Origin of the sequence: Rhodoferax potami (genome assembly GCF_032193765.1) — a bacterium.
GTDB lineage: Bacteria > Pseudomonadota > Gammaproteobacteria > Burkholderiales > Burkholderiaceae_C > Allorhodoferax > Allorhodoferax potami.
In genome coordinates this window covers 2,465,044-2,483,996 of sequence record NZ_JAVBIJ010000001.1, presented here as the reverse complement: position 1 = coordinate 2,483,996, position 18,953 = coordinate 2,465,044, and the positions used below count along the sequence as shown (strand labels likewise).

Genomic DNA, 18,953 nt, shown 5'->3' with positions numbered 1-18,953 from the left:
CATTGACGGCGCAATGTTTACGTGGTCTGCGGTGCCCAGTTGTGAGGCAGCAATTCCCCGATCTGACTGGCCCGCTGCGTGGGCAAGCGTGTGAGTACGTCTTTCAGATAGGCGTACGGATCGTGCCCATTGAGCTTGGCACTCTGAATCAAACTCATCACCGCCGCCGCACGTTGACCAGCACGCAGGGAACCCGCGAATAACCAGTTGCCCCTGCCGACAGCTGCCGGGCGAATTTGGTTTTCGCACCAATTGTTATCTATGGGTACTTGCCCATCGTCCAGATACAGCGTCAACGCCTCCCAACGTTTGATGCTGTAGTTAATCGCTTTTGCGGTGGCCGATCCACTGGGCACCTTGCTGGCCTGCAACAGTAGCCACTGGTGCAGTAGGTCGGCAATGGGCCTGGATTTTTCCTGCCGGATTTGCAGACGAATGGCCGCTGGTAATGACTTGATGTCACGTTCGACGTCATACAGTAGGTCGAAGAATTTCAGTCCCTCTGCGGCAATCAGACTGCTGTGATTGGCGTGCAGTTCAAACAGCTTTCGGCGTGCATGCGCCATGCATCCGGCTTCTTTGACGCCTTTGGTGAACAGCGATTTATAACCCCCGTAATCGTCGCAAACCAGAGAGCCACGCCAGCCACGGTCATCGTCATCAGACTTCCCCAGAAACGTTCTGGCATTCTGGCCGGCGCGGGTCTCGCAGAAGTCGTAGACGACGGCGTGTATCTGCTCAAAGGCACCAGGAGCGTATGCCCACAAGTAGGCCTTGTGGGTCTTCTTATTGCCGGGCTTGAGCATCGGGATCGGAGTCTCATCGGCATGCACCACAGCGTGACTCAGTACCGTCTCTTTCAACGCATCCACCAGCGGCTGCAATTGCACGCCGCACATGCCCACCCAGGCTCCCAGCGTGGAACATGCAATCTCCAAGCCGGCGCGGCCAAAGATTTTCTCTTGCCGGTACAGCGGCAAGTGATCCGCATATTTGGCCACCAGCACCTGTGCCAACAGGCCAGCGGTTGGAATGCCTTTGTCAATGACTTGGGCCGGTACCGGCGCCTGAATCAGTGTTTCACACTGGCCACACGCCCATTTGCCGCGAACATGCAGCTCAACAGTGAATACGCCGGGCGTGTAGTCCAGCTTTTGCGCGACGTCCTGGCCAATGCGCTTGAGCTGGCAGCCACAAGTGCAGGTGGTGGAGTCTGGTTCGTGGTGGATTTCTACACGGGGCAGGTGATCCGGCAGCGCTGCACGTTTGGGCTTGCTACGGTGGTCTTTATCGGGCTTGGGCGTCGGCGTGAGGTTTTTGAGTTCTTGCTCAATTGCCGCCAGGTCTTCATCGCAGGCTTCATCGAGCAGACTGGTCTGCGTGGCATCGAGTTGTTCGCGGCTACGACCAAACTGCAGTCGCTTCAAGGTCGCCATCTCGTGCGTGAGCTGGTCGATCTTGCTCTGACGGTACAGCAGCTCTTTGCTCTGCGTGCTGACCTTTTCCATCAGTCCACTGACCAGATTGCACACATCGTACGCGCTCATTTGTTGCAGTGAATCGGGCGTAAAAACCATGGATCGAAGTGTGCCAAATGGCGCAGAATTTCGCCATCGGTGCATGCACTAATGGACGCCAAGTACGCGCGCTACTCGATTGGCAAACCATTGGCGTACACGCCCACCCCTCAGACGACGGTGATGATTCCTGCGCTTCCAATGCGCTGCCAGGGAAGTCCCAATACCAGCGCTTGGAGCTGTTCATTGCTGAGTTGCTGGTGCCGACCGACGCCCGGTGTGGGCCAGACAAATTTGCCTTGATGGAGCCGACGCGCGGCCAGCCAGATGCCAATGCCGTCATGTACCAGAACCTTCATGCGGTTGGCACGGCTGTTCGCAAATAGGTAGGCATGGTGCGGGTGGGCAGCGCCAAACACCTGCACGACTCGCCCCAGCGCCGTATCCGTACCCGCACGCATGTCCAGTGGTTGGACTGCCAACCAGGCGAAGTCGATGCGGATCACTTGAGAAGGGCGCCCGACCAGCCGGCAAATTCATGGGCAGCAGACATGGGCCAAGTGACGGTCATGCTCAAACTACCTTTGCGGACCTCCACACGAATCGTGCGCTCCACGGGCTCTGCCGTTTGCGTGAGCAGGGGCACCGGGATAAATGCTGGCATGTCTATCGGCTCTGACGGAAGGGCTTCGGCGTGAGCGTCCGGCTGTGCTTGCTCCTTCAGCCAGCGGTGCAACACATTGGCGTTCATGCTATGCGCGCTGGCGACCGCTGCGATGGACGCGCCCGGCGCCCTGCACGCGGCAAGCAACGCGGCTTTGGTATCTGCTGAATAGGTTCGCTTGGTACGGCGCACGGCGTACCTCGGGGTGTCTGAGTCTTTGAGCATTGTGTCCACGATCAATTGTTGTGGACGCAATGTTGCAAGGTCGAGGGTCGGTCAACAAGGTGACTTCGCTGGCCGCTTACTTTGCTGTGGCCATGTTGGAGTCCGAGCAAAAGCATGTGAGTGGCCAGACCGAAGTGCATTTGCGCGCCTTGAGCGAGGTGCCCAAGTTGATGATGCGAGAGAGCCATTCGGTGGAGGTGAGCAAGTGCATTTACAACCGCTTGGGATGGCCCGCGCGCAACGGCGGGTTAGAGCGGACTTTCATCCACTGGGCGCAGGCGGACTCGCATGTGCAAGCCTTCTGCAAGATCAGCGAAAACCGGCACACCTTTGCAAGGCTACGCTACGTGAAGGAAGACGGTTTGCCTGCTTTCTATTCGCCTGACTTCCTGGTGCGTACGGAGGGTGCGGTGTTCTTGGCAGAAACCAAGGCCCAGCAACAAACCATGCATCCCAATGTGCAGCGCAAGCTCAAGGCGGCATTGGCTTGGTGCGAACGTATCAATGCACTAACCCCAGAGCAGCGCGGCGGCCCGCCGTGGCATTACGTACTGCTGGCGGAAAACGTAGTCTATGAATGGCAGGCCAAGGGCGCTCGGCTGGCGGAACTCTTGGACTATGCAAAGCTTCGGCCTTTGGCGGATGCATCCTTGCAAGCACGATTGCTATAGAAAATGGCTGTAGCGCTCGTAAATATTGCGCGAGCAGCTATGTAATTTATAGCGTTTTGATCTGGCCCCGGTACACATGCCAGCCATCAAAGTCGCCTTTGCTGAGTGGCAGGCCGTGCTGGCGCAGCAGCGCGTAGACCATGCTGAGGTGGAAAAAGAAGTTGGGTAGCGCGTACTGCTGCAAAAAGGTGCTGCCATCCAGCGCCACAGTCGTCTCGCCGGCCGGGTCGTGAATAGTGCGTTCAGCGGCAGCGGCAAAGTCGTGGGGCTGCAGGGTGTGCAAAAAGGCTTGTGCCGCGGCCACCCGCGCTTGTAACGTGGCCAAGCTTTCACGGTGTTCGCCGAAGGGCGGCACGGGCTGGCCGGCCAGCGGGGCGCAGGCCCGCAACACAAAGTTCACCGCAATCTCTACCTGCACGCCCAGTGGCAGCATGTCGGGCGCCAGGAGGGCCTGCAGCAGCGCCGCCTCCGGGGTACCTTGCTGTGCGCAGTGCACTGCGGCCTTGCTCAACAAGCCTTGCAGCTGACCGAGGTAGCGGGCGAACACCGGCACGCTGGCATCAAATAAAAAATGGGGTGACATGCGCGGAATCCTACTCCCGACTCCGGGAATGAAAAAGGGCCCCTCAGGGCCCTTGTTTTTAGCGTTTCAACCGTTCTCAGGCTTTGCGCTTGCGCATTGCGGCACCGACCAGTCCCAAGCCCGCCAAGAGCAGGGCATAAGTTTCTGGCTCAGGAACAGCGCTTACTACCAAGTCTTTGGAGAGCAGCTCGCCCATTTTCTTCTTGTCGCCCAAGCTGCCCAGGAATTGGACTTTGATGTGTGGTGTGTCAAACACCAAAGGTGCCGCGGCGGTGAAGTCAATACGCCATGTCATGTTGCTTGTCAGCGCCAAGGGGGTCGCAAAAGAAAAACAGGTGCCCCTAGTGCCGCCGGTTGTACAGCCCAAGTTGGCCGCTACCCCAGCAGTTACGGAGCCGAAGCTCAGTGCTGTTACACCGGGGCCGCTGATAAGTTTGCCGGAAAGGACTTCGGTGCCCAATCCCTTGATTTCAAATGCCTTCAAGAAGCTCGCACCGCTCCAGTCGCCAGTGGCGTGATTGGAGTTGAGGATAGAGAACTCCAGCGTATCGGCATCAATCGCCTGAGACGCGAAGGTCACGCCTTGGAAAGTCAAAGAGCTGACGGCTTGTGCGCCGAACGACAGCAAGCCGAAAATGACGGCGATTGCTTTTGTGTGGATGTTCTTCATAGAGAAATCTTAACAATTTGTAACTGACTTTATTTTTGCAAATTACGCCATTCGGCGCAGTAGTCCGAACGGATGCGTGGCGAAAAGTGTGAACAATCGCATGATTCGCGTTTTTCACTACTTTCTGGCCCATGAACTTGCCCACCCACCAACTCTCCATGACTGTGCTCATGTCGCCCGACATGGCCAACTTCTCCGGCAACGTGCACGGCGGCGCCATCCTCAAGCTGCTTGACCAGGTGGCCTATGCCTGTGCCAGCCGCTATGCCTCGCGCTATGTGGTGACGCTGAGTGTGGACCGGGTGCTGTTTTTGCAGGCCATCCATGTGGGGGAGCTGGTGACCTTTCTGGCCAGTGTGAACTACACCGGCAAGTCGTCCATGGAGGTGGGCATCAAGGTGATTGCCGAAAACATCCGCACCCAAGAGGTGCGCCATGTGAACAGCTGCTTCTTCACCATGGTGGCGGTGGACGACCATGGCAAGGCCGCGCCGGTGCCGGCGCTGCAGCCCGAAACTGACGATGAAAAGCGCCGCTTCGAGGCAGCCCAGATGCGCAAGGCCCTGCGCCACGAGCTCGAAGAAAAATTCCGCAAAACCACCCGCCAGCCCGGCACGGTCTGAGTCTTTTATAGCCTGTGCTCAGCCGTCGGTGCTCAGCGCATCGGCGCTGTGGTGCGGCACCCGCAGCAGCCCGTCCGCCCCTGGAATGGCTTCGATGCTGATCACCGGGGTGCTGCTTTGCACGGAGCCGAAGATGGTGGCAAAGGCCACGTCGGCCGCATCGCGCCCGGTGGCAAAGCGCACCAGGCCCATGGGGATGGCGGTGCCTGAGGGATCAAACAAATACCAGCGGTCGCCCACATAGGCTTCCACATAGGCATGGAAGTCGGTCGGCCCCAGCGCGGGGTCGGCCCCGTAGTCGATGCCGGTGGTAAAGCGGGCCGGCACATTGGCTGCGCGGCACAGCGCAATCATCAGGTGCGCAAAGTCGCGGCACACTCCCACATGGCTTTGCAGGGTGTCCAAAGCTGAGGTGTTGCTGTTGGAGGTGTTGGGGCTGAAGGCGGTGTGCTGCAGCACCCAGTCGCGAATGGCCTGCACCCGGCTGTAGCCCTGCCAGCGCTGGCCGAACTCCTGCTGGGCAAACTGCAGCAGCAAATCCGATTGGCAGTAGCGGCTGGGGTAAAGATAGGGCAGCACGTTGGTAGGCAAGCGGCTAACCGGCACTTCTGCGATGGTGGCGGGCGCTGCCACCCAATGGTCCAGATCCACCGTGGCGGCATAGGCCACTTGCAGCATGCCGGGCAGGGCGTTGGTACGCAGGACGCGGTTGGTGGAGGGCGGGCTGCTCTCCAGTGTGTAGGCCAGGGGCTGGCTGAAGTGCAGCGACTCGGACACCACCCGCTGGCGCGGCGTGAAGGCCGCGTGCAAGTGAAATACAAAGTCGCCGCCCGGGGGCTGCACTTGGTAGTGCAGCTGGATGGCAAGGCGAAGGCGGATCATCCCCCCTTCTACAGGTTTGGCGCGCTTTTGTCTGTGCGCCGCCCTGCAAGGGGGTGTGCTTTCAGGTGCCGGGCAGGCGCAGGGGCTGGTCTTCGAATTCGGTGTTCAGCACCACGGTGCTGGTGGTGCGCGCCACCCCGGGGATGGCCTTGATCTGCAGCAGCACCGCCTCCAGGTCGCGGGCATGCGGGGTGCGCACCTTGGCCAGCAGGTCGTATTCGCCGGCCACACTGTGCAGTTCTTGCACCGAGGGCAGCTCGCGCAGGCGGGGTGCAATGTCGCGGCAGTGGGCGCCGCCATCGTTGCGAATCGCCACAAACGCGGTGAAGTTCAGCCCCACGGTGTGCGGGTCCACGCTGATCGAGAAACGGCGAATCACGCCGCGCTCCAGCATCTTCTTGACCCGCTCATGCACCGCGGCGGTAGACAGGCCTACATCCGCACCCACCTCGGCGTAAGAACGCCGGCCGTCTTCGCCTAACGCCGTAAGAATTTTGGCGTCGATGGCGTCTGTCTGAATATTTGCTTGCATTGGGCTGGTTTTTCGGTAATATCACGCCCAGCGGCGCTGGTTGCCGTAAATTTTACGGACTATTCATGATTTCGGCACTCAATATTCAGCAAGGCTGGCGTTTGTCCCCATTCTGGCGCCTCATGGTGGCGCTCTGGTTGGTCTACATCGTCTGGGGCACCACCTACTTTGCCATCGGCGTGGCGGTGCATAGCTTCCCACCGCTGTGGATGAATGCCACCCGATTCACGTTGGCCGGCGTGATCATGCTGGCCTGGGCCCTGTGGCGCGGCGAAAAGCTGCCCAGCTGGCGCCAGTGGCGCAATGCTGCGCTGGTGGGCGGGCTGATGGTGTTTGTGTCCATGAACCTGGTGGTGTTTGCGCAAAAGCAGGGCATCGGCTCCGGGCTCATGGCCACCGTCATCACAACCATGCCCATGTGGCTGGCGCTGTGGACACGCCTAGGCGGCGAACGTGTGCCCACTACCAGCTGGGTAGGCTTGGTGCTGGGTGTGGCGGGGGCTTTGCTGCTGGCCATGGAGGGCGACTTTTCTGCCAGCTGGCTGGGTGCCTTGGCTGCCTTTGGCGCACCGCTGTGCTGGAGCATGGGCTCTTACGCATCCCGCAAGCTGGATTTACCGGGCCCTGCCATGGCCTCGGCCACTGAGTGGCTGGCCGGCGGGCTGATGGGGGGGGTGGCAGCCTCGCTCATCGAGCCGCAAGGGTCGCTGGGCAATGTGTCGCACGAAGCCTGGTTGGCCTGGTGGTACCTGCTGGTGTTCGGCACGCTCATAGCGCTCAATGCCTACCTCTGGCTGCTGCAAAACACCACGGCTGCGGTGGCCGGCAGCTACTCGTTTGTGAACCCTGCTGTGGCCCTGGTGGTGGGTGTGGTGATTGGCAAGGAAGTGCTCACCGGCTGGGTGTTCCTGGCCCTGCCGCTGATTGCCGGTGCGCTGGCCATGATCATGTACGGCCCGGCCATTGTGGGTTGGGTGCGCAGCCGCACAGCCCGGGCGTAAATGTAGGGTTTGAGCCGGTTTAGATCGAGGTCAGCCCACCGTCCACCGTGTGGGCCAGGCCGGTCACAAAGCTGGACGCATCCGAGCTAAGCCACAGCACCGCAGCGGCCACTTCATCGGGCTCGCCGATGCGGCCGATCGGGTGGGCGCCTGCTACGGTGGCGGCGACCTTGGGGTCGGCTTGCACGGCGCGCTCCAGCATCACCGTGCGGATCACGCCAGGGCACACCGCATTCACGCGAATGCCTTTGCGCCCGTACTCCACCGCGGCAGATTTGGTAAGGCCAATCACCGCATGTTTGCTCGCGCTGTAGGCCGACATCTTGGGCGCGCCCACCAGCCCGGCCACCGATGCGGTGTTGACGATGGCGCCGCCACCTTGGGCAAGCATCTGCGCAATCTGGTACTTCATGCACAGCCACACGCCTTTGACGTTCACGCCCATGATGCGGTCGAAGGTGGCCTCTTCGCAGTCGGCCAGGCGCATGTGTTCTTCTTCAATGCCGGCATTGTTGAAGGCGCAGTCCAGCCGCCCGAAGTGCGCCACCACTTGGGCCACCATGGCTTGCACCTGCGCGGCCTGCATCACATCCGCCGCAATGAACAGCGCCTCGGCTCCCAGCGCTTTGACTTGTGCTGTGGTTTCTTCGCCTGCTGCCACGTCGCGGTCGGTCACCGCCACCTTGGCTCCCGCACGCGCAAACGCCAGCGCACTGGCCCGCCCGATGCCACCGCCACCGCCGGTGACCAGCACCACTTTGTTGTCAAACCGAATGTCCATGGAATGCCCCTTGCCGCAAAAAAAGGCATCTTAGGCCGCGGCATAGCGCCACGCCGCCGCTGGCGTAACCCGCGCGACAGGGCGCGGGCCGTACCCGCCAGTGCCGGATACTCGGGGCACGTTTTTCACCGGAGTTATTGCTGTGCAAATCCAGTCCCATGAAGTTGACCTCTCCACCCCCACCGGCGTGATGCGCTGCACTGTGTACCGCCCCAAAGAGGCTGAGGGCGCAGCGCCCAAGCAGTACGCGGCCATCATTCTGTATTCCGAGATTTTTCAGCAGACCGGCCCCATTCGCCGCAGCGCGCAGATCATGGCCGGGCACGGTTTTGTGGTGGTGGTGCCTGAGGTGTTCCACGAGCTCAACCGCATCGGCACCGTGCTGGGCTATGACGACGCAGGCCGAGACAAGGGCAACGCCGACAAAGTGGTCAAGACGCTGGAAGCGCACGACAGCGATGCGCAAGCCATCATCGACCACCTGCGCACCTTGTCTTACTGCTCGGGCCGCGTAGGCGCCATGGGCTTTTGCTTAGGGGGCGGGCTGGCGTACCGGGCGGCCATGAACCCGGCCATCAGCGCCACGTCGTGCTTCTACGCCACCGACATCCATTCCGGCATGGTGCCCTCAAGCGCCGGCAACGACAGCCTGACCCGCACGCCCGAAATCAAAGGTGAGTTGCAAATGATCTGGGGCAAGCAAGACCCCCACATCCCACCCGAAGGCCGGGCGCTGGTCTACAGCACCCTGGTGAAGGCCGGCGTTAACTTCACATGGCACGAGTTCAACGGCGTGCACGCCTTCATGCGCGACGAAGGCGAGCGCTATGACGCCGAGCTGCAGCTGCTGGGCTACCAGATGGCGATTGGCATGTTCAGGCGGGTGCTGTACTAAACGGGGAATTCAGGCAGAAGAGATGAGCTTCAACCCGCGCAGTTGCTGCTCCAGTTCCGCCATGCTGCCCCAGGGAAGGATGGGAGAGTTCTGACGTTCATCCGGTGGATTGGCGGGCAGGGATTCTGACCATCCACCGCATCCCATCAAGGGCAGAAGCGGCCGCTTGTGCAGCCAGGCCAAGCAGACTTCAGAGATCGTGCCGGCACGGCCGCCGATGACCAGGCAGGCATCGCCCGCCAGCGCCATGAGGAGGTTTCGCGCATCCCCCATGCCGCACGGCACGACCACGGTCGCTGGCCAGTCGGGTGGCGGCATTTCGTCGGGCGGCACGATGCTGAGCACCAGCCCTCCTGCGGCGATGGCGCGTTCAGCCGCCACACGGGTAGCAGGGCTGCCGCAGCCGCTGACCAGCGTAATACCGTGACGCGCCAGCAGCGCACCTGCTTGGCCGGCCAGCTCATAAGCGGCGGAGCCAGGTTCGGCACTACCGAGAACGCAGACTTGTGGTTTGCGGATGGACGTGGTTTGCAATCGGAACTCCTTGAGGGTGAGGTGCGTTGCTTGTTTCGCAGCGTTACCCAGCCATTATGTAAGTGCAGTGCCCGGGTGCATGGCGGAGGTCTGCTTTGCAGAATTTGCGTCTCTTTTATATACTGTCTTTTTATACAGTTAAATGTCAACCCCAAAGCCCATAAAGCCCCAGCCGCCGGTAGCCACCACGACACCGGCCTATGCCGAGCTGCATTGCCTCTCCAACTTCAGCTTCCAGCGCGGTGCCTCGCAGCCGGAGGAGCTGGTGGAGCGGGCGCACCGGCTTGGGTATGCGGCGCTGGCTATTACCGACGAATGTTCGGTGGCCGGGGTGGTGCGCGCGCATGGCGAGGCGCAGCGCCTGGGGCTCCAGCTGCTGCCGGGGGCGGAGTTTGCGGTGCCTTACCCGGCTGCGCCGGGTGGTGTGGCAGCGGGGGCCAGCTTCACCGTGGTGGTGTTGCCGCACAACCTGCAGGGCTGGGGCAACCTGTGCGAGTTCATCACCCGCGCGCGCATGGCGGCGCCCAAGGGCGAATACCGGGTCGCCTGGTTGGGGCAGCCGGATGCCTCGCCCTGGCACACGCTGCGGCATTGCGAGGTGCTGCTGCACCTGCCACTTGCTATCAAAACAGAAGCTGCTTGCGCAATAGCAGCGGGCGTCAGAGGCCTATTTGGCCAAAATTGCTGGCTGGCAGTCACAGCGGGTCTGGGCGGCATGCAAGCTTTGGAGCGGGCGCATTGGCAGCAGATTGCAGCGGTGAGCGGGCTGGCCCCTATTGCCACCGGGCAGGTGCGCATGCACACCCGCTCGCGCAAGCCGCTGCACGATGTGCTGACCGCCGTGCGCTGCGGCCTGCCGGTAGCGCAGTGCGGCTTTGCGCTGCAGGCCAATGCCGAGCACCACCTGCGCAGTCGCGCCCGGCTCGCGGCCCTGTTCACGCCCGATGAGCTGGCCCACACGCTGGTGGTGGCGGGGCGCTGCAGCTTCACACTGGATGCGCTGCGCTACCAGTACCCCATGGAGGCCGTGCTGCCCGGCCACACCCCGGCGCAGACTCTGCGGCAGTACACCGAGGAGGGCGCCTTGGAGCGTTATCCGGCCGGTATGCCGCCCAACGTGCGCACGCAGGTGGAGCATGAGCTCGCGCTGATTGCCGACATGAAGTACGAGATGTACTTTCTCACCGTGCACGACCTGGTGCGCTTTGCGCGGGGGCGCGGCATCTTGTGCCAGGGGCGGGGCTCGGCGGCGAACTCTGCGGTCTGCTATTGCCTGGGCGTGACCGAGGTGGACCCCAGCCGCATGAACGTACTGTTTGAGCGCTTCATCTCCAAGGAGCGCGACGAGCCGCCCGACATTGATGTGGACTTTGAGCACCAGCGGCGCGAAGAGGTCATCCAATACATCTACGCCAAATACGGCCGGGAGCGCGCCGCCATTACCGCCGTGGTGGCCAGCTATCGACCGCGCAGCGCACTCCGTGATGTGGGGCGGGCGCTGGAGATTCCTGAGGTGCTGATTACGGCCATGGCCAAGGAGCATCCGGGCATGTACAGCCGTGCGGTACTGGTGGAGCGGCTGCAGGCTGCTATCGAAAAAGTAGCTGGTAGCGCAGATTCCGTGAGCGCTGGAGGTGGTTTTGATTCAAAAGTGCAGGCTTATGGTGCGGCAGGACAGAGCCAGAGTGGCAGGGCGCACAGCGTAGGTCAAGGAGGAGCCCGCAACGCGGGCGGGGGACACGGAGCTGGGCGCCCTGCCGCTCTGGCTTCCGAGGGTGGCGCTGCTGAGCTTGGCCTGTTGGTGGACGGTTCGCCCCTGCCGCCTTTGCGCCGCCTGCAACTCTGGCTGGACCTTGCCACGCAACTGCAAAATTTTCCTCGCCACCTGAGCCAGCACGTAGGCGGCTTTGTGCTCACGCAAGGCCCGCTAACCCGGCTGGTGCCGGTGGAAAACGCATCCATGCCAGACCGCTCGGTCATCCAGTGGGACAAGGACGACCTTGATGCGGTGGGCCTCTTGAAAGTGGATGTGCTGGCCTTGGGCATGCTCAGCGCCATACGCCGCTGCCTGCACCTCATCGGCCAGTGGCGCGGCGCGCCCATGCGCATGCAAGACGTGCCTGCCGAAGACCCCGCCACCTACGCCATGATCTGCCAGGCCGACACGGTGGGCGTGTTCCAGATCGAGAGCCGGGCGCAGATGAGCATGCTGCCGCGCCTGAAGCCGCAATGCTTTTACGACCTGGTGGTGGAGGTGGCCATCGTGCGGCCGGGGCCGATTCAGGGTGGTATGGTGCACCCCTACCTCAAGGCGCGTGCCAACCCGCAAGCGGTGATGTACGAGTCTCCTGCTCTGAAAGAGGCTTCGAAGCGCACCCTGGGTGTACCGATTTTTCAGGAGCAGGTCATGCAGATCGCTATGGCGGCGGCCGACTTCACGGCGGGCGAGGCCGACCAGCTGCGCCGCTCTATGGCCGCCTGGAAGCGCAAGGGTGGCGTGGGCAAGTTCTACGAACGGCTGGTGGGTGGCATGCTCAAAAACGGCTACACGCAGGAGTTTGCTGACACGCTGTTCAAGCAGATTGAGGGCTTTGGCGAATACGGCTTTCCCGAGAGCCATGCAGCCAGCTTTGCGCTGCTGGTGTACGTGAGCTGCTGGCTCAAGCGGCATGAGCCGGCTTGTTTTCTGGCAGCCATGCTCAACAGCCAGCCGCTGGGTTTTTACGGCCCGGCACAGCTGGTTCAAGACGCTCGTCGCCATAGTGTCCAAGTGCACGCCGTGGATGTGCTGCACAGCGCGTGGGACTGCACACTTGAGCAGCCGCAAACGCCTGATAGCGATCCGTACGGATGGGCATTGCAAACCCAACCCGCCATCCGATTGGGGCTGCGCATGGTGAGTGGCTTGCAGAAAGAAGTGGCGGAGCGCATCTGCGCTGCACGCGAAAACGGCCCGTTCACCAGCACGCAGGATTTGGCTCTGCGCTGCGCCCTCGATGCAGGTGACCTCAAAGCGCTCGCCAGTGCCGATGCCCTCATCAGCCTCAGCGGCCACCGCCGCCAGCAGGTGTGGGACGCCTCCGCCCTGCGCCCCGCACCCGCGCTGCTACAGGGCGTGCCGATTGAGGAGGATGTGTTGGAGCTTCCTCCGGCCGACGAGGGTGAGGAAGTGACCTTTGACTACGCCGCTACCGGTCTCACTTTGCGCTCCCACCCCTTGCAGCTATTGCGGGAGCAGCTATCAAAACAGAAGCTGCTGACCGCGGCCCAGATGAGCAACTATCCCAGTGGCCGCCTGGTGCGTGCCTGCGGTATCGTCACCTCCCGCCAGCAACCGGGTACCGCCAAAGGCGTGGTGTTTGTGACACTTGAGGATGAAACCGGCAGTGTGAACATCATCGTCTGGAAAGCGGTGAAAGAGCAGTTCCGCGACGCAGTCTATCGCGCCCGGCTGATGGCGGTGTACGGCGTGTGGCAGCGTGACGAGGCCACCGGCGGCCAAGTCCGCCATGTGATTGCCAAGCGCGTGGTGGACATGACGCCCCTGCTGGGCGAGCTGGCGACGACCAGTCGGGACTTTCATTAGCAAATTTGATCCAGCGCAATGTGCCACAAGCTACAGGGCCTCTGGTGTACGAATCGCGCCGAAGTCGATAGCCTCGGGCTTTTGTACACCTTAAAAGGCGACTGATATGAAGATTCTCCTGGCGGTTGATGGAAGTGCTTACAGCAAGAAAATGTTGGCCTATTTGGTTAATCACGACACCTTGTTCACCCCTTCCAATGAGTACACCGTGCTCACCGTACCGTTTGCAGTACCCCCAAGAGCGCGTGCTGCTGTGGGCAAGGCGATCGTCGAAAAATACTATGCCGACGAGGCTGAGAAGGTCATTGCTCCGATCGACAAGTTCTTGCAGCGCCACAACATCAGCGCCAAGAGCATGTGGAAGGCGGGTTCGCCGGGCGAGGTGATTTCCAAGATCGCAACCGAGGGCAAATATGACCTCGTCATCATGGGTTCGCATGGCAATGGCGCGGTTGCCAGTTTGGTAATGGGTTCTGTCGCCACCCAGGTGCTGGCGCATTGCAAAGTGCCTGTGTTGTTGGTGCGTTGATACTGTCAAACAGAACTCGAATCCGGGGCTGAATCCAAAAGCCATCGGCGTGCGTATCCGGTGGATGAACCACCGGATCAGCCTCTTCTTTGCACTCTTGACCACCCTGGCGAACCCCGCAGCCCTGGCTGCAGGCTTTTCGCCCGTGGATGTGTTGAATTTTTTAACCCCCTCACGGACTTACACCTTGCACGAGGGCGTGACCTACGGCCCACTGCACCGCCAGCGCCTTGATGTGTATGTGCCACGCGCCGCACAGCCGGCCAAGGGGTGGCCTGTGGTGGTGTTTTATTATGGTGGCTCATGGAACCGCGGCGAGCGGGCGCAGTACCGCTTTGTGGGGGAGGCGCTGGCCTCGCGCGGAATACTCACCCTGGTGGCCGACTACCGGCTGTACCCCGAGGTGCGCTACCCCGATTTTCTGCGGGACAGCGCGGCCGCCTTGTCATACGGGCTGGACCATGCTGCCGACTGGGGCGGCAACCCCGACAAGGTGTATGTCATGGGGCATAGCGCGGGCGCCTACAACGCCGCCATGATGGCGCTGGATCCCCGTTGGTTGGCCGCCCACGGGCGCTCACCCCAGCAATTGGCCGGCTGGATTGGCTTGGCCGGCCCGTATGACTTTTTGCCCCTGACCAATCTAGACGCGATGCCGGTGTTCCACCACCCGAACTACCCCGCCAACTCCCAGCCACTCGACCATGTACAGCCGGGCGCCCCACGTGCCTTGCTGCTGGCCGCTTTGGAAGATGACTTGGTCAATCCCCAGCGTAATACCGCGGGTATTGCTAAGCGCCTGGGCGCTGCTCAGGTGCCGGTGCTCGTAAAAATGCACACCCGGGTGAACCACATCACGCTGGTGGCTGCTTTGTCACGCCCCTTGCGGTGGATGGCGCCGGTGCTGAACGATGTGGTGCAGTTCATTCAAGGGCCGGCCCGCCCTTAAAACTTGTGGCGGTAGCCAAAGCTCAGAAAGTCTTCGCCGTTGGCCCCGTAATTGTTGAGCAGGTCGTAAATCGCACAACGGTGGTGCAAGCGCACAAAAAACTCATGCGCGGTGGCCCTCGGGCTCGAGAATGCCGCCTCTACAAACAAGTAGTTCAGGGTGCGGCTGCCACGCCCGTCGGGCCCCGTTTCCATGGGGCCGACCCGGCTGGTGTAAGACACGCCCAGGGGCGCCAGCCGGATGTCGGTGCGCAAAACATCCCGCCAAGGAAAGCCACTCCAGCGCAAAGCGGGCGCGAAGGCAACCTCTGTCAGGTTGGCCAAGCCGCTTTGCTGGCCCGCCATCGCATCCAACTCAATGGCGATAGGCCACTCTGAGTGGCGCCACACGGTTTTGCTGCCGGTCACAGCGAACATGTAGTGCTCGGCGTAATTTGCGCGACCTGCCAAAGCACCTGCAGGCTCCGCGTCGTGGTATTTGCCAACATAAGTGCCGATGCTCCAGTCGAACTCGTCAGCGTTTGCCGGGCTGATAGCCCCCACGCCGACAGCCAAGCTCCACATGAGCCAAGCGGCGGCGTGCTTAGCCCGCCTGAAGTGGGGCAGCCTAGGGGGAGCAGGCAGGTGGAGAAGTGGCATGGCTTAAAAAGTCGAAGGAGTAGTAGGGCAGTTACAAATGGTAGCTACAGCCCCCAGATTGCCGCAAGCTCGACCGAAAATCCCCGCGAACGCAATGTCTTCAGCAAGAGCCCGCGCGCTTCAAGCCTGGGCATAGCCCGAATGGATGCCCCCTGCGTACGCTGGCGCACTGAGTGGAATCAGTCCACGCAAAACAATGGCTCCGAGCGCTCAAGGTGTCATCTTGATGCAGGCTCAATCAACCCATGCACGGGAGCCCCCATGAAACTTAAAGCCCTTTCCATCGCCACTTTGCTGTGCCTGTCTGCCGGCGCACAAGCCGGAACCATGAGTGTGTTTTTGAACGAAACTGCACCTGGCTTCTGGCAAGCTAGCTATGACTCCAAATTTCTCACCGGCCCCTTGTTGGGTGGCGCGCCCAATGTGGCCGGCACCGATACCATCACCTTTCAAAGCGTCAGTGGCCCTTGGCCAGAGGGGGCGTACTACGTGGAGCTGAACTTCATGGAGCAGGCCAGCGGCAACGTTGCGACCCGTGATCCCATCACCGTCACATCCGCTACGCTGAACCAGATCCCGATCAGCTACATGGCCACGCGCTCTTTTGATATTGATGGCACCACCAACCCCACCTTTGTATTCAAGGTGAATGGTTACAGCAATATTGCCAGTACCGGTTATCACGGCTCCATTTCTGTGACAGCGGTTCCCGAGCCTGAGACCTACGCCATGTTGCTGGCAGGTTTGGGCCTGATGGGCGCTATTGCCCGCCGCCGCAAGGACAAGGCTGCCTGAGCCGCGTCTCAAAACCTAGCTGACGGGCGGGCCTTCGGGCCCGCTTTTGCTGTTGGCTACACAATGCCGGTGTAGGATGTCACGCAGGGTTTCACAACACCGCTCGAGGCATTTTTTGATGACGGACACTACCCACCTGGAAGCCAAAGTACTGTTGCTGGAGCACGATGCCCACCAGTGCAAGTTGCTCTCTGATTTTTGCGATTCTGTAGGCTTGCTCCCCTTGCTGCGCACCTCCCATGACGCATTGGGCTGCCTTGAGCAAAATAAAGATTTGGCTGGTGTGCTGCTGGCGGAGGACTTGCCCTGTGGCACCCATGATGCGCTGCATCTTGCAGAGTCGATCCACCGCTTGCGCCCCGAGCTCCCGATTTTTTTACGCAGGACTACCTTCGGCGACTTGAATGCGTTGTACCGGGAATTCATCCGGTACCCTTGGGCTACGGGGGAGATCGAGCAGTTACGCCTCGGCGTCGAGCGCTCCATCTTTAGCCTGCGCTACCCCACGGCGTTGGTGGAGGGCATTGTGGATCTGACCTTGTCTTCCATGCGTTCCATGTTTCCTAACGCGACCGTGACGGCCGAGCCCCCGTATGTGGTGCACGACCGCATCATCCATGGCGAGGTCTCTACGATCATCCCGCTGGAGAGTTCATGGTGTCGCGGTTACATGATGCTGCAGACCGAAGAGAGCGCCCTGCGGCAGGGCATGCTCAAAGGCTTCAGTTATGACGGCGTTGGCGGTGAGCTCAACTTCCGGGATCTCAACAACATGCTGGGCGAGACCACCAACCTGATCTGGGGGGCGTTCAAGAACCGCTACATCGCCCCCATCAGCGTCTCGACCCAGTTGGCCCAAGTGCCGATCGTGATCAATCACGCCCACAAATACATCTCTTTCGGCTCGCCCGATCCTCAGCTCTGTGTGCGTTACTCGCTCTGCGAGAGCACCCGCCGGGGCGGCCAGCCGCTGGTGATCGTGCAGCGGTTTATATTCAACCTCCATTGGTCACCGGAGCAATTTGCGGAATATGCAGCCTCCAACTCCAGCGAGGCGGGTGAACTTGATTTGTTTTAAATGGCGCCAAGCGCCACTGACAGTGCGGACAGGAAGTAGGTAGAGATGGCGAATGTTTTGGTAGTGGACGACTCCAGCACGATGCGGGAGATCGTCTCCAGCTACTTACAGCAACATGGATTCGAGGTCACACTGGCCACCGACGGGCGCGATGGGCTTCTGCAGCTACAGGCAGATCCCGGTATCAAACTGGTCATCAGCGATGTGAACATGCCCAATATGGATGGCTTGGCCATGGCCGAAAAAATCCGGACCGAGCAGGGCAATAAGCTGGTACACATCATCATGCTGACCACCGAGGACAACGCCGTGATGCGCGCGCGCGGCCGCGCCATTGGCGTGACCGGATGGATCGTCAAGCCCTTCCGCGGAGACGCGGTGCTCGGGCCATTCAAGAAGTTTTGCGGCTTGGTGTAAGCCGGCTTCAGTCTGCTACCAGCTTTTGGTAGCGCCGGTGGGTATGCCAGACCGCGACACCCAAGGCCAAAGTGGCAGGTAGTGTCCACCACGCGCCGTTGAGAGCCTCCAGCATTAGGTAGCGGATTTGGTGCCCGCCATCAGTGAACGAGGTAATTTGACCAAGACCCGTGGCATCAAAAGAAGGTGTGCCCTTAGCCAGCTCGGTGTAAAGCGGCGCCATCCTGGATGAAATCAGCAGGAAGCTCACCACCACCGGGATACCTGCCAATACGGCGCGGATCACATTACCCCTGAACACCAGCACGGACATGGACATCACCGAGATGAGGTTGGACAGGTCCCCCAGCGGCAGAACCTGATTGCCCGGTAACACCAGCGCAATCACGATCGCCAGTGCCATGAGCAACAGCCCGGTGATAACGACTGATTTGTGGTGCATGAGAAACCCCGTATCCATCGCCACGACCAGTTGACCACGCGATGGAAAACGCTTCTCCACCCGCTCCCGCAGCGCGGTCGTGATCGGGATCATGGCCTCGCCAATCAGACCTGCGCTCTTGGGCAATATGAACATCACAGCAGCAATGTGGACTGCCAGCTCCAGGGTGTTTTTCACGTCGTAGCCAGCGGCTAGGGCTAATGCAAGGCCCATCAGCAGGCCGATCATCATCGGTTCACCCGCAAACGCAAGGAAAACACTACCTTGCCCGTCGCGGGCGGCCTGGTGTTCTTTCTGCGGGTTATAGGTCCAGCGCTTGAGTCCGGGCACCTTATTCATCACGGCATCTGCACAAGCGAAATAGGGCAACAAGCCATTCACCGACACGGGCGACACCGCAATACCTTTGAGTCCGGTTTCGCGTTCAACTTCAGGTGCGTTCCACTCGGTCATTTTGAAGCAGTACACCGCCAGTGCCAGCGTTGCCGCAAGCCCTACCCACCACTGGTTGCTCACTGTCATGGCCAAGGCACCCATCAGTGCGAAGTGCCAATAATTCCAGATGTCGATATAGATCGCCCGTGTCCAGCCCAAGCCCAGCATGGCGATATTGAGCGCCAGCACGACGGGGATAGAAATAGCCGCCAAGGGAGATGCCCATGTGATCGCTGCCAAGGGTAACCAGCCGACGTCCAGCACTTGAAAATCAAGTCCGCGCGCTTGGGACAGTTGCTGTACGGCAGGGCTGATGTTGGCCACAAAAAAGTTAAAAGCAATAAAAACCCCCGCAAAACCCGCAGCGAGGCTGACGGTGCTGAGAACCGCCTGCCGTGCGGGTACTCGCGCTACAAGCGCAATGACCAGCATCAGGATGGGCAGCATCACATACGCTTTGAAGCTGAAAAACGCGGCAATAGAGGTCTGCAGGGTAGTCATTGTGT

General features: G+C 60.9%; 21 protein-coding genes. 10 read left to right on the top strand and 11 right to left on the bottom strand.

Annotation, left to right across the window (positions count from 1 at the left end; all coding sequences use genetic code 11):
- Positions 1–17: 17 nt before the first annotated feature.
- The 3 genes from tnpC to RAE21_RS11900 form a co-directional block, all read right to left on the bottom strand.
- The gene (gene tnpC / locus RAE21_RS11910; protein WP_313879806.1) at positions 18–1,577 is read right to left on the bottom strand and encodes an IS66 family transposase; all 1,560 of its coding nucleotides are present in this window, start codon (positions 1,575–1,577) and stop codon (positions 18–20) included.
- A 110-nt stretch (positions 1,578–1,687) separates the two neighbouring features.
- Positions 1,688–2,023 (bottom strand): IS66 family insertion sequence element accessory protein TnpB, encoded by a 336-nt coding sequence (gene tnpB / locus RAE21_RS11905; RefSeq protein ID WP_313879805.1) that lies wholly within the window; start codon positions 2,021–2,023, stop codon positions 1,688–1,690.
- Entirely contained in the window at positions 2,020–2,406 is a 387-nt protein-coding gene (locus RAE21_RS11900; RefSeq protein WP_313882625.1) for a transposase, read from the bottom strand. The genes tnpB and RAE21_RS11900 overlap by 4 nt, the downstream gene beginning before the upstream one ends.
- A 29-nt stretch (positions 2,407–2,435) precedes the next feature.
- Here RAE21_RS11900 and RAE21_RS11895 point away from each other — a divergent pair, with 29 nt between their 5' ends.
- A complete protein-coding gene (locus RAE21_RS11895; RefSeq protein ID WP_313881554.1) occupies positions 2,436–3,077 on the top strand; it encodes a hypothetical protein in 642 nt (213 codons plus the stop codon).
- Positions 3,078–3,123: 46 nt separating this feature from the next.
- On the opposite strand, the gene RAE21_RS11890 is transcribed toward RAE21_RS11895, so the two are convergent.
- Entirely contained in the window at positions 3,124–3,660 is a 537-nt protein-coding gene (locus RAE21_RS11890; protein ID WP_313881553.1) for a DUF1993 domain-containing protein, read from the bottom strand.
- 76 nt (positions 3,661–3,736) lie between these two features.
- Positions 3,737–4,330 (bottom strand): PEPxxWA-CTERM sorting domain-containing protein, encoded by a 594-nt coding sequence (locus tag RAE21_RS11885; protein ID WP_313881552.1) that lies wholly within the window; start codon positions 4,328–4,330, stop codon positions 3,737–3,739.
- A gap of 131 nt (positions 4,331–4,461) precedes the next feature.
- Here RAE21_RS11885 and RAE21_RS11880 point away from each other — a divergent pair, with 131 nt between their 5' ends.
- A complete protein-coding gene (locus RAE21_RS11880) occupies positions 4,462–4,953 on the top strand; it encodes an acyl-CoA thioesterase (protein WP_313881551.1) in 492 nt (163 codons plus the stop codon).
- A gap of 18 nt (positions 4,954–4,971) precedes the next feature.
- On the opposite strand, the gene RAE21_RS11875 is transcribed toward RAE21_RS11880, so the two are convergent.
- Together RAE21_RS11875 and RAE21_RS11870 are read right to left on the bottom strand one after the other, a co-directional pair.
- Positions 4,972–5,835: a transglutaminase-like domain-containing protein gene (locus tag RAE21_RS11875; RefSeq protein WP_313881550.1), complete on the bottom strand. Its 864-nt coding sequence runs from the start codon at positions 5,833–5,835 to the stop codon at positions 4,972–4,974.
- 61 nt (positions 5,836–5,896) lie between these two features.
- Entirely contained in the window at positions 5,897–6,367 is a 471-nt protein-coding gene (locus RAE21_RS11870) for an Lrp/AsnC family transcriptional regulator (RefSeq protein ID WP_313878882.1), read from the bottom strand.
- A gap of 65 nt (positions 6,368–6,432) precedes the next feature.
- On the opposite strand from RAE21_RS11870, the gene RAE21_RS11865 reads away from it, so the two are divergent.
- On the top strand, positions 6,433–7,368 hold the full coding sequence (locus RAE21_RS11865; RefSeq protein ID WP_313881549.1) for an EamA family transporter: 936 nt from the start codon (positions 6,433–6,435) through the stop codon (positions 7,366–7,368).
- A gap of 19 nt (positions 7,369–7,387) precedes the next feature.
- On the opposite strand, the gene RAE21_RS11860 is transcribed toward RAE21_RS11865, so the two are convergent.
- Positions 7,388–8,149 (bottom strand): SDR family oxidoreductase, encoded by a 762-nt coding sequence (locus RAE21_RS11860; protein ID WP_313881548.1) that lies wholly within the window; start codon positions 8,147–8,149, stop codon positions 7,388–7,390.
- Between the two features lie 142 nt (positions 8,150–8,291).
- Here RAE21_RS11860 and RAE21_RS11855 point away from each other — a divergent pair, with 142 nt between their 5' ends.
- Positions 8,292–9,044, top strand: a complete 753-nt coding sequence (locus RAE21_RS11855) for a dienelactone hydrolase family protein (protein WP_313881547.1) — start codon at positions 8,292–8,294, stop codon at positions 9,042–9,044.
- Between the two features lie 9 nt (positions 9,045–9,053).
- Here RAE21_RS11855 and RAE21_RS11850 read toward each other — a convergent pair whose 3' ends face one another.
- Entirely contained in the window at positions 9,054–9,578 is a 525-nt protein-coding gene (locus tag RAE21_RS11850; RefSeq protein WP_313881546.1) for an SLOG cluster 4 domain-containing protein, read from the bottom strand.
- A 142-nt stretch (positions 9,579–9,720) separates the two neighbouring features.
- Here RAE21_RS11850 and RAE21_RS11845 point away from each other — a divergent pair, with 142 nt between their 5' ends.
- The 3 genes from RAE21_RS11845 (at position 9,721) to RAE21_RS11835 (ending at position 14,642) form a co-directional block, all read left to right on the top strand.
- Complete coding sequence (locus RAE21_RS11845; RefSeq protein WP_313881545.1) at positions 9,721–13,164, top strand: error-prone DNA polymerase; 3,444 nt, start codon at positions 9,721–9,723, stop codon at positions 13,162–13,164.
- A 106-nt stretch (positions 13,165–13,270) separates the two neighbouring features.
- Entirely contained in the window at positions 13,271–13,693 is a 423-nt protein-coding gene (locus RAE21_RS11840; protein WP_313881544.1) for a universal stress protein, read from the top strand.
- A 64-nt stretch (positions 13,694–13,757) separates the two neighbouring features.
- A complete protein-coding gene (locus tag RAE21_RS11835; protein ID WP_313881543.1) occupies positions 13,758–14,642 on the top strand; it encodes an alpha/beta hydrolase in 885 nt (294 codons plus the stop codon).
- On the opposite strand, the gene RAE21_RS11830 is transcribed toward RAE21_RS11835, so the two are convergent.
- Positions 14,639–15,280: a hypothetical protein gene (locus RAE21_RS11830; protein ID WP_313881541.1), complete on the bottom strand. Its 642-nt coding sequence runs from the start codon at positions 15,278–15,280 to the stop codon at positions 14,639–14,641. The two genes, RAE21_RS11835 and RAE21_RS11830, sit on opposite strands and share 4 nt — an antisense overlap.
- Before the next feature lie 261 nt (positions 15,281–15,541).
- On the opposite strand from RAE21_RS11830, the gene RAE21_RS11825 reads away from it, so the two are divergent.
- From RAE21_RS11825 to RAE21_RS11815, 3 genes are all read left to right on the top strand, one after another.
- Complete coding sequence (locus RAE21_RS11825) at positions 15,542–16,075, top strand: FxDxF family PEP-CTERM protein (RefSeq protein WP_313881540.1); 534 nt, start codon at positions 15,542–15,544, stop codon at positions 16,073–16,075.
- A gap of 118 nt (positions 16,076–16,193) precedes the next feature.
- On the top strand, positions 16,194–17,153 hold the full coding sequence (locus tag RAE21_RS11820; protein WP_313881539.1) for a chemotaxis protein CheX: 960 nt from the start codon (positions 16,194–16,196) through the stop codon (positions 17,151–17,153).
- Between the two features lie 45 nt (positions 17,154–17,198).
- Entirely contained in the window at positions 17,199–17,570 is a 372-nt protein-coding gene (locus RAE21_RS11815; RefSeq protein WP_313881538.1) for a response regulator, read from the top strand.
- 7 nt (positions 17,571–17,577) lie between these two features.
- Here RAE21_RS11815 and RAE21_RS11810 read toward each other — a convergent pair whose 3' ends face one another.
- Entirely contained in the window at positions 17,578–18,948 is a 1,371-nt protein-coding gene (locus RAE21_RS11810) for a PTS transporter subunit IIC (protein WP_313881537.1), read from the bottom strand.
- Between the last annotated feature and the right edge of the window lie 5 nt (positions 18,949–18,953).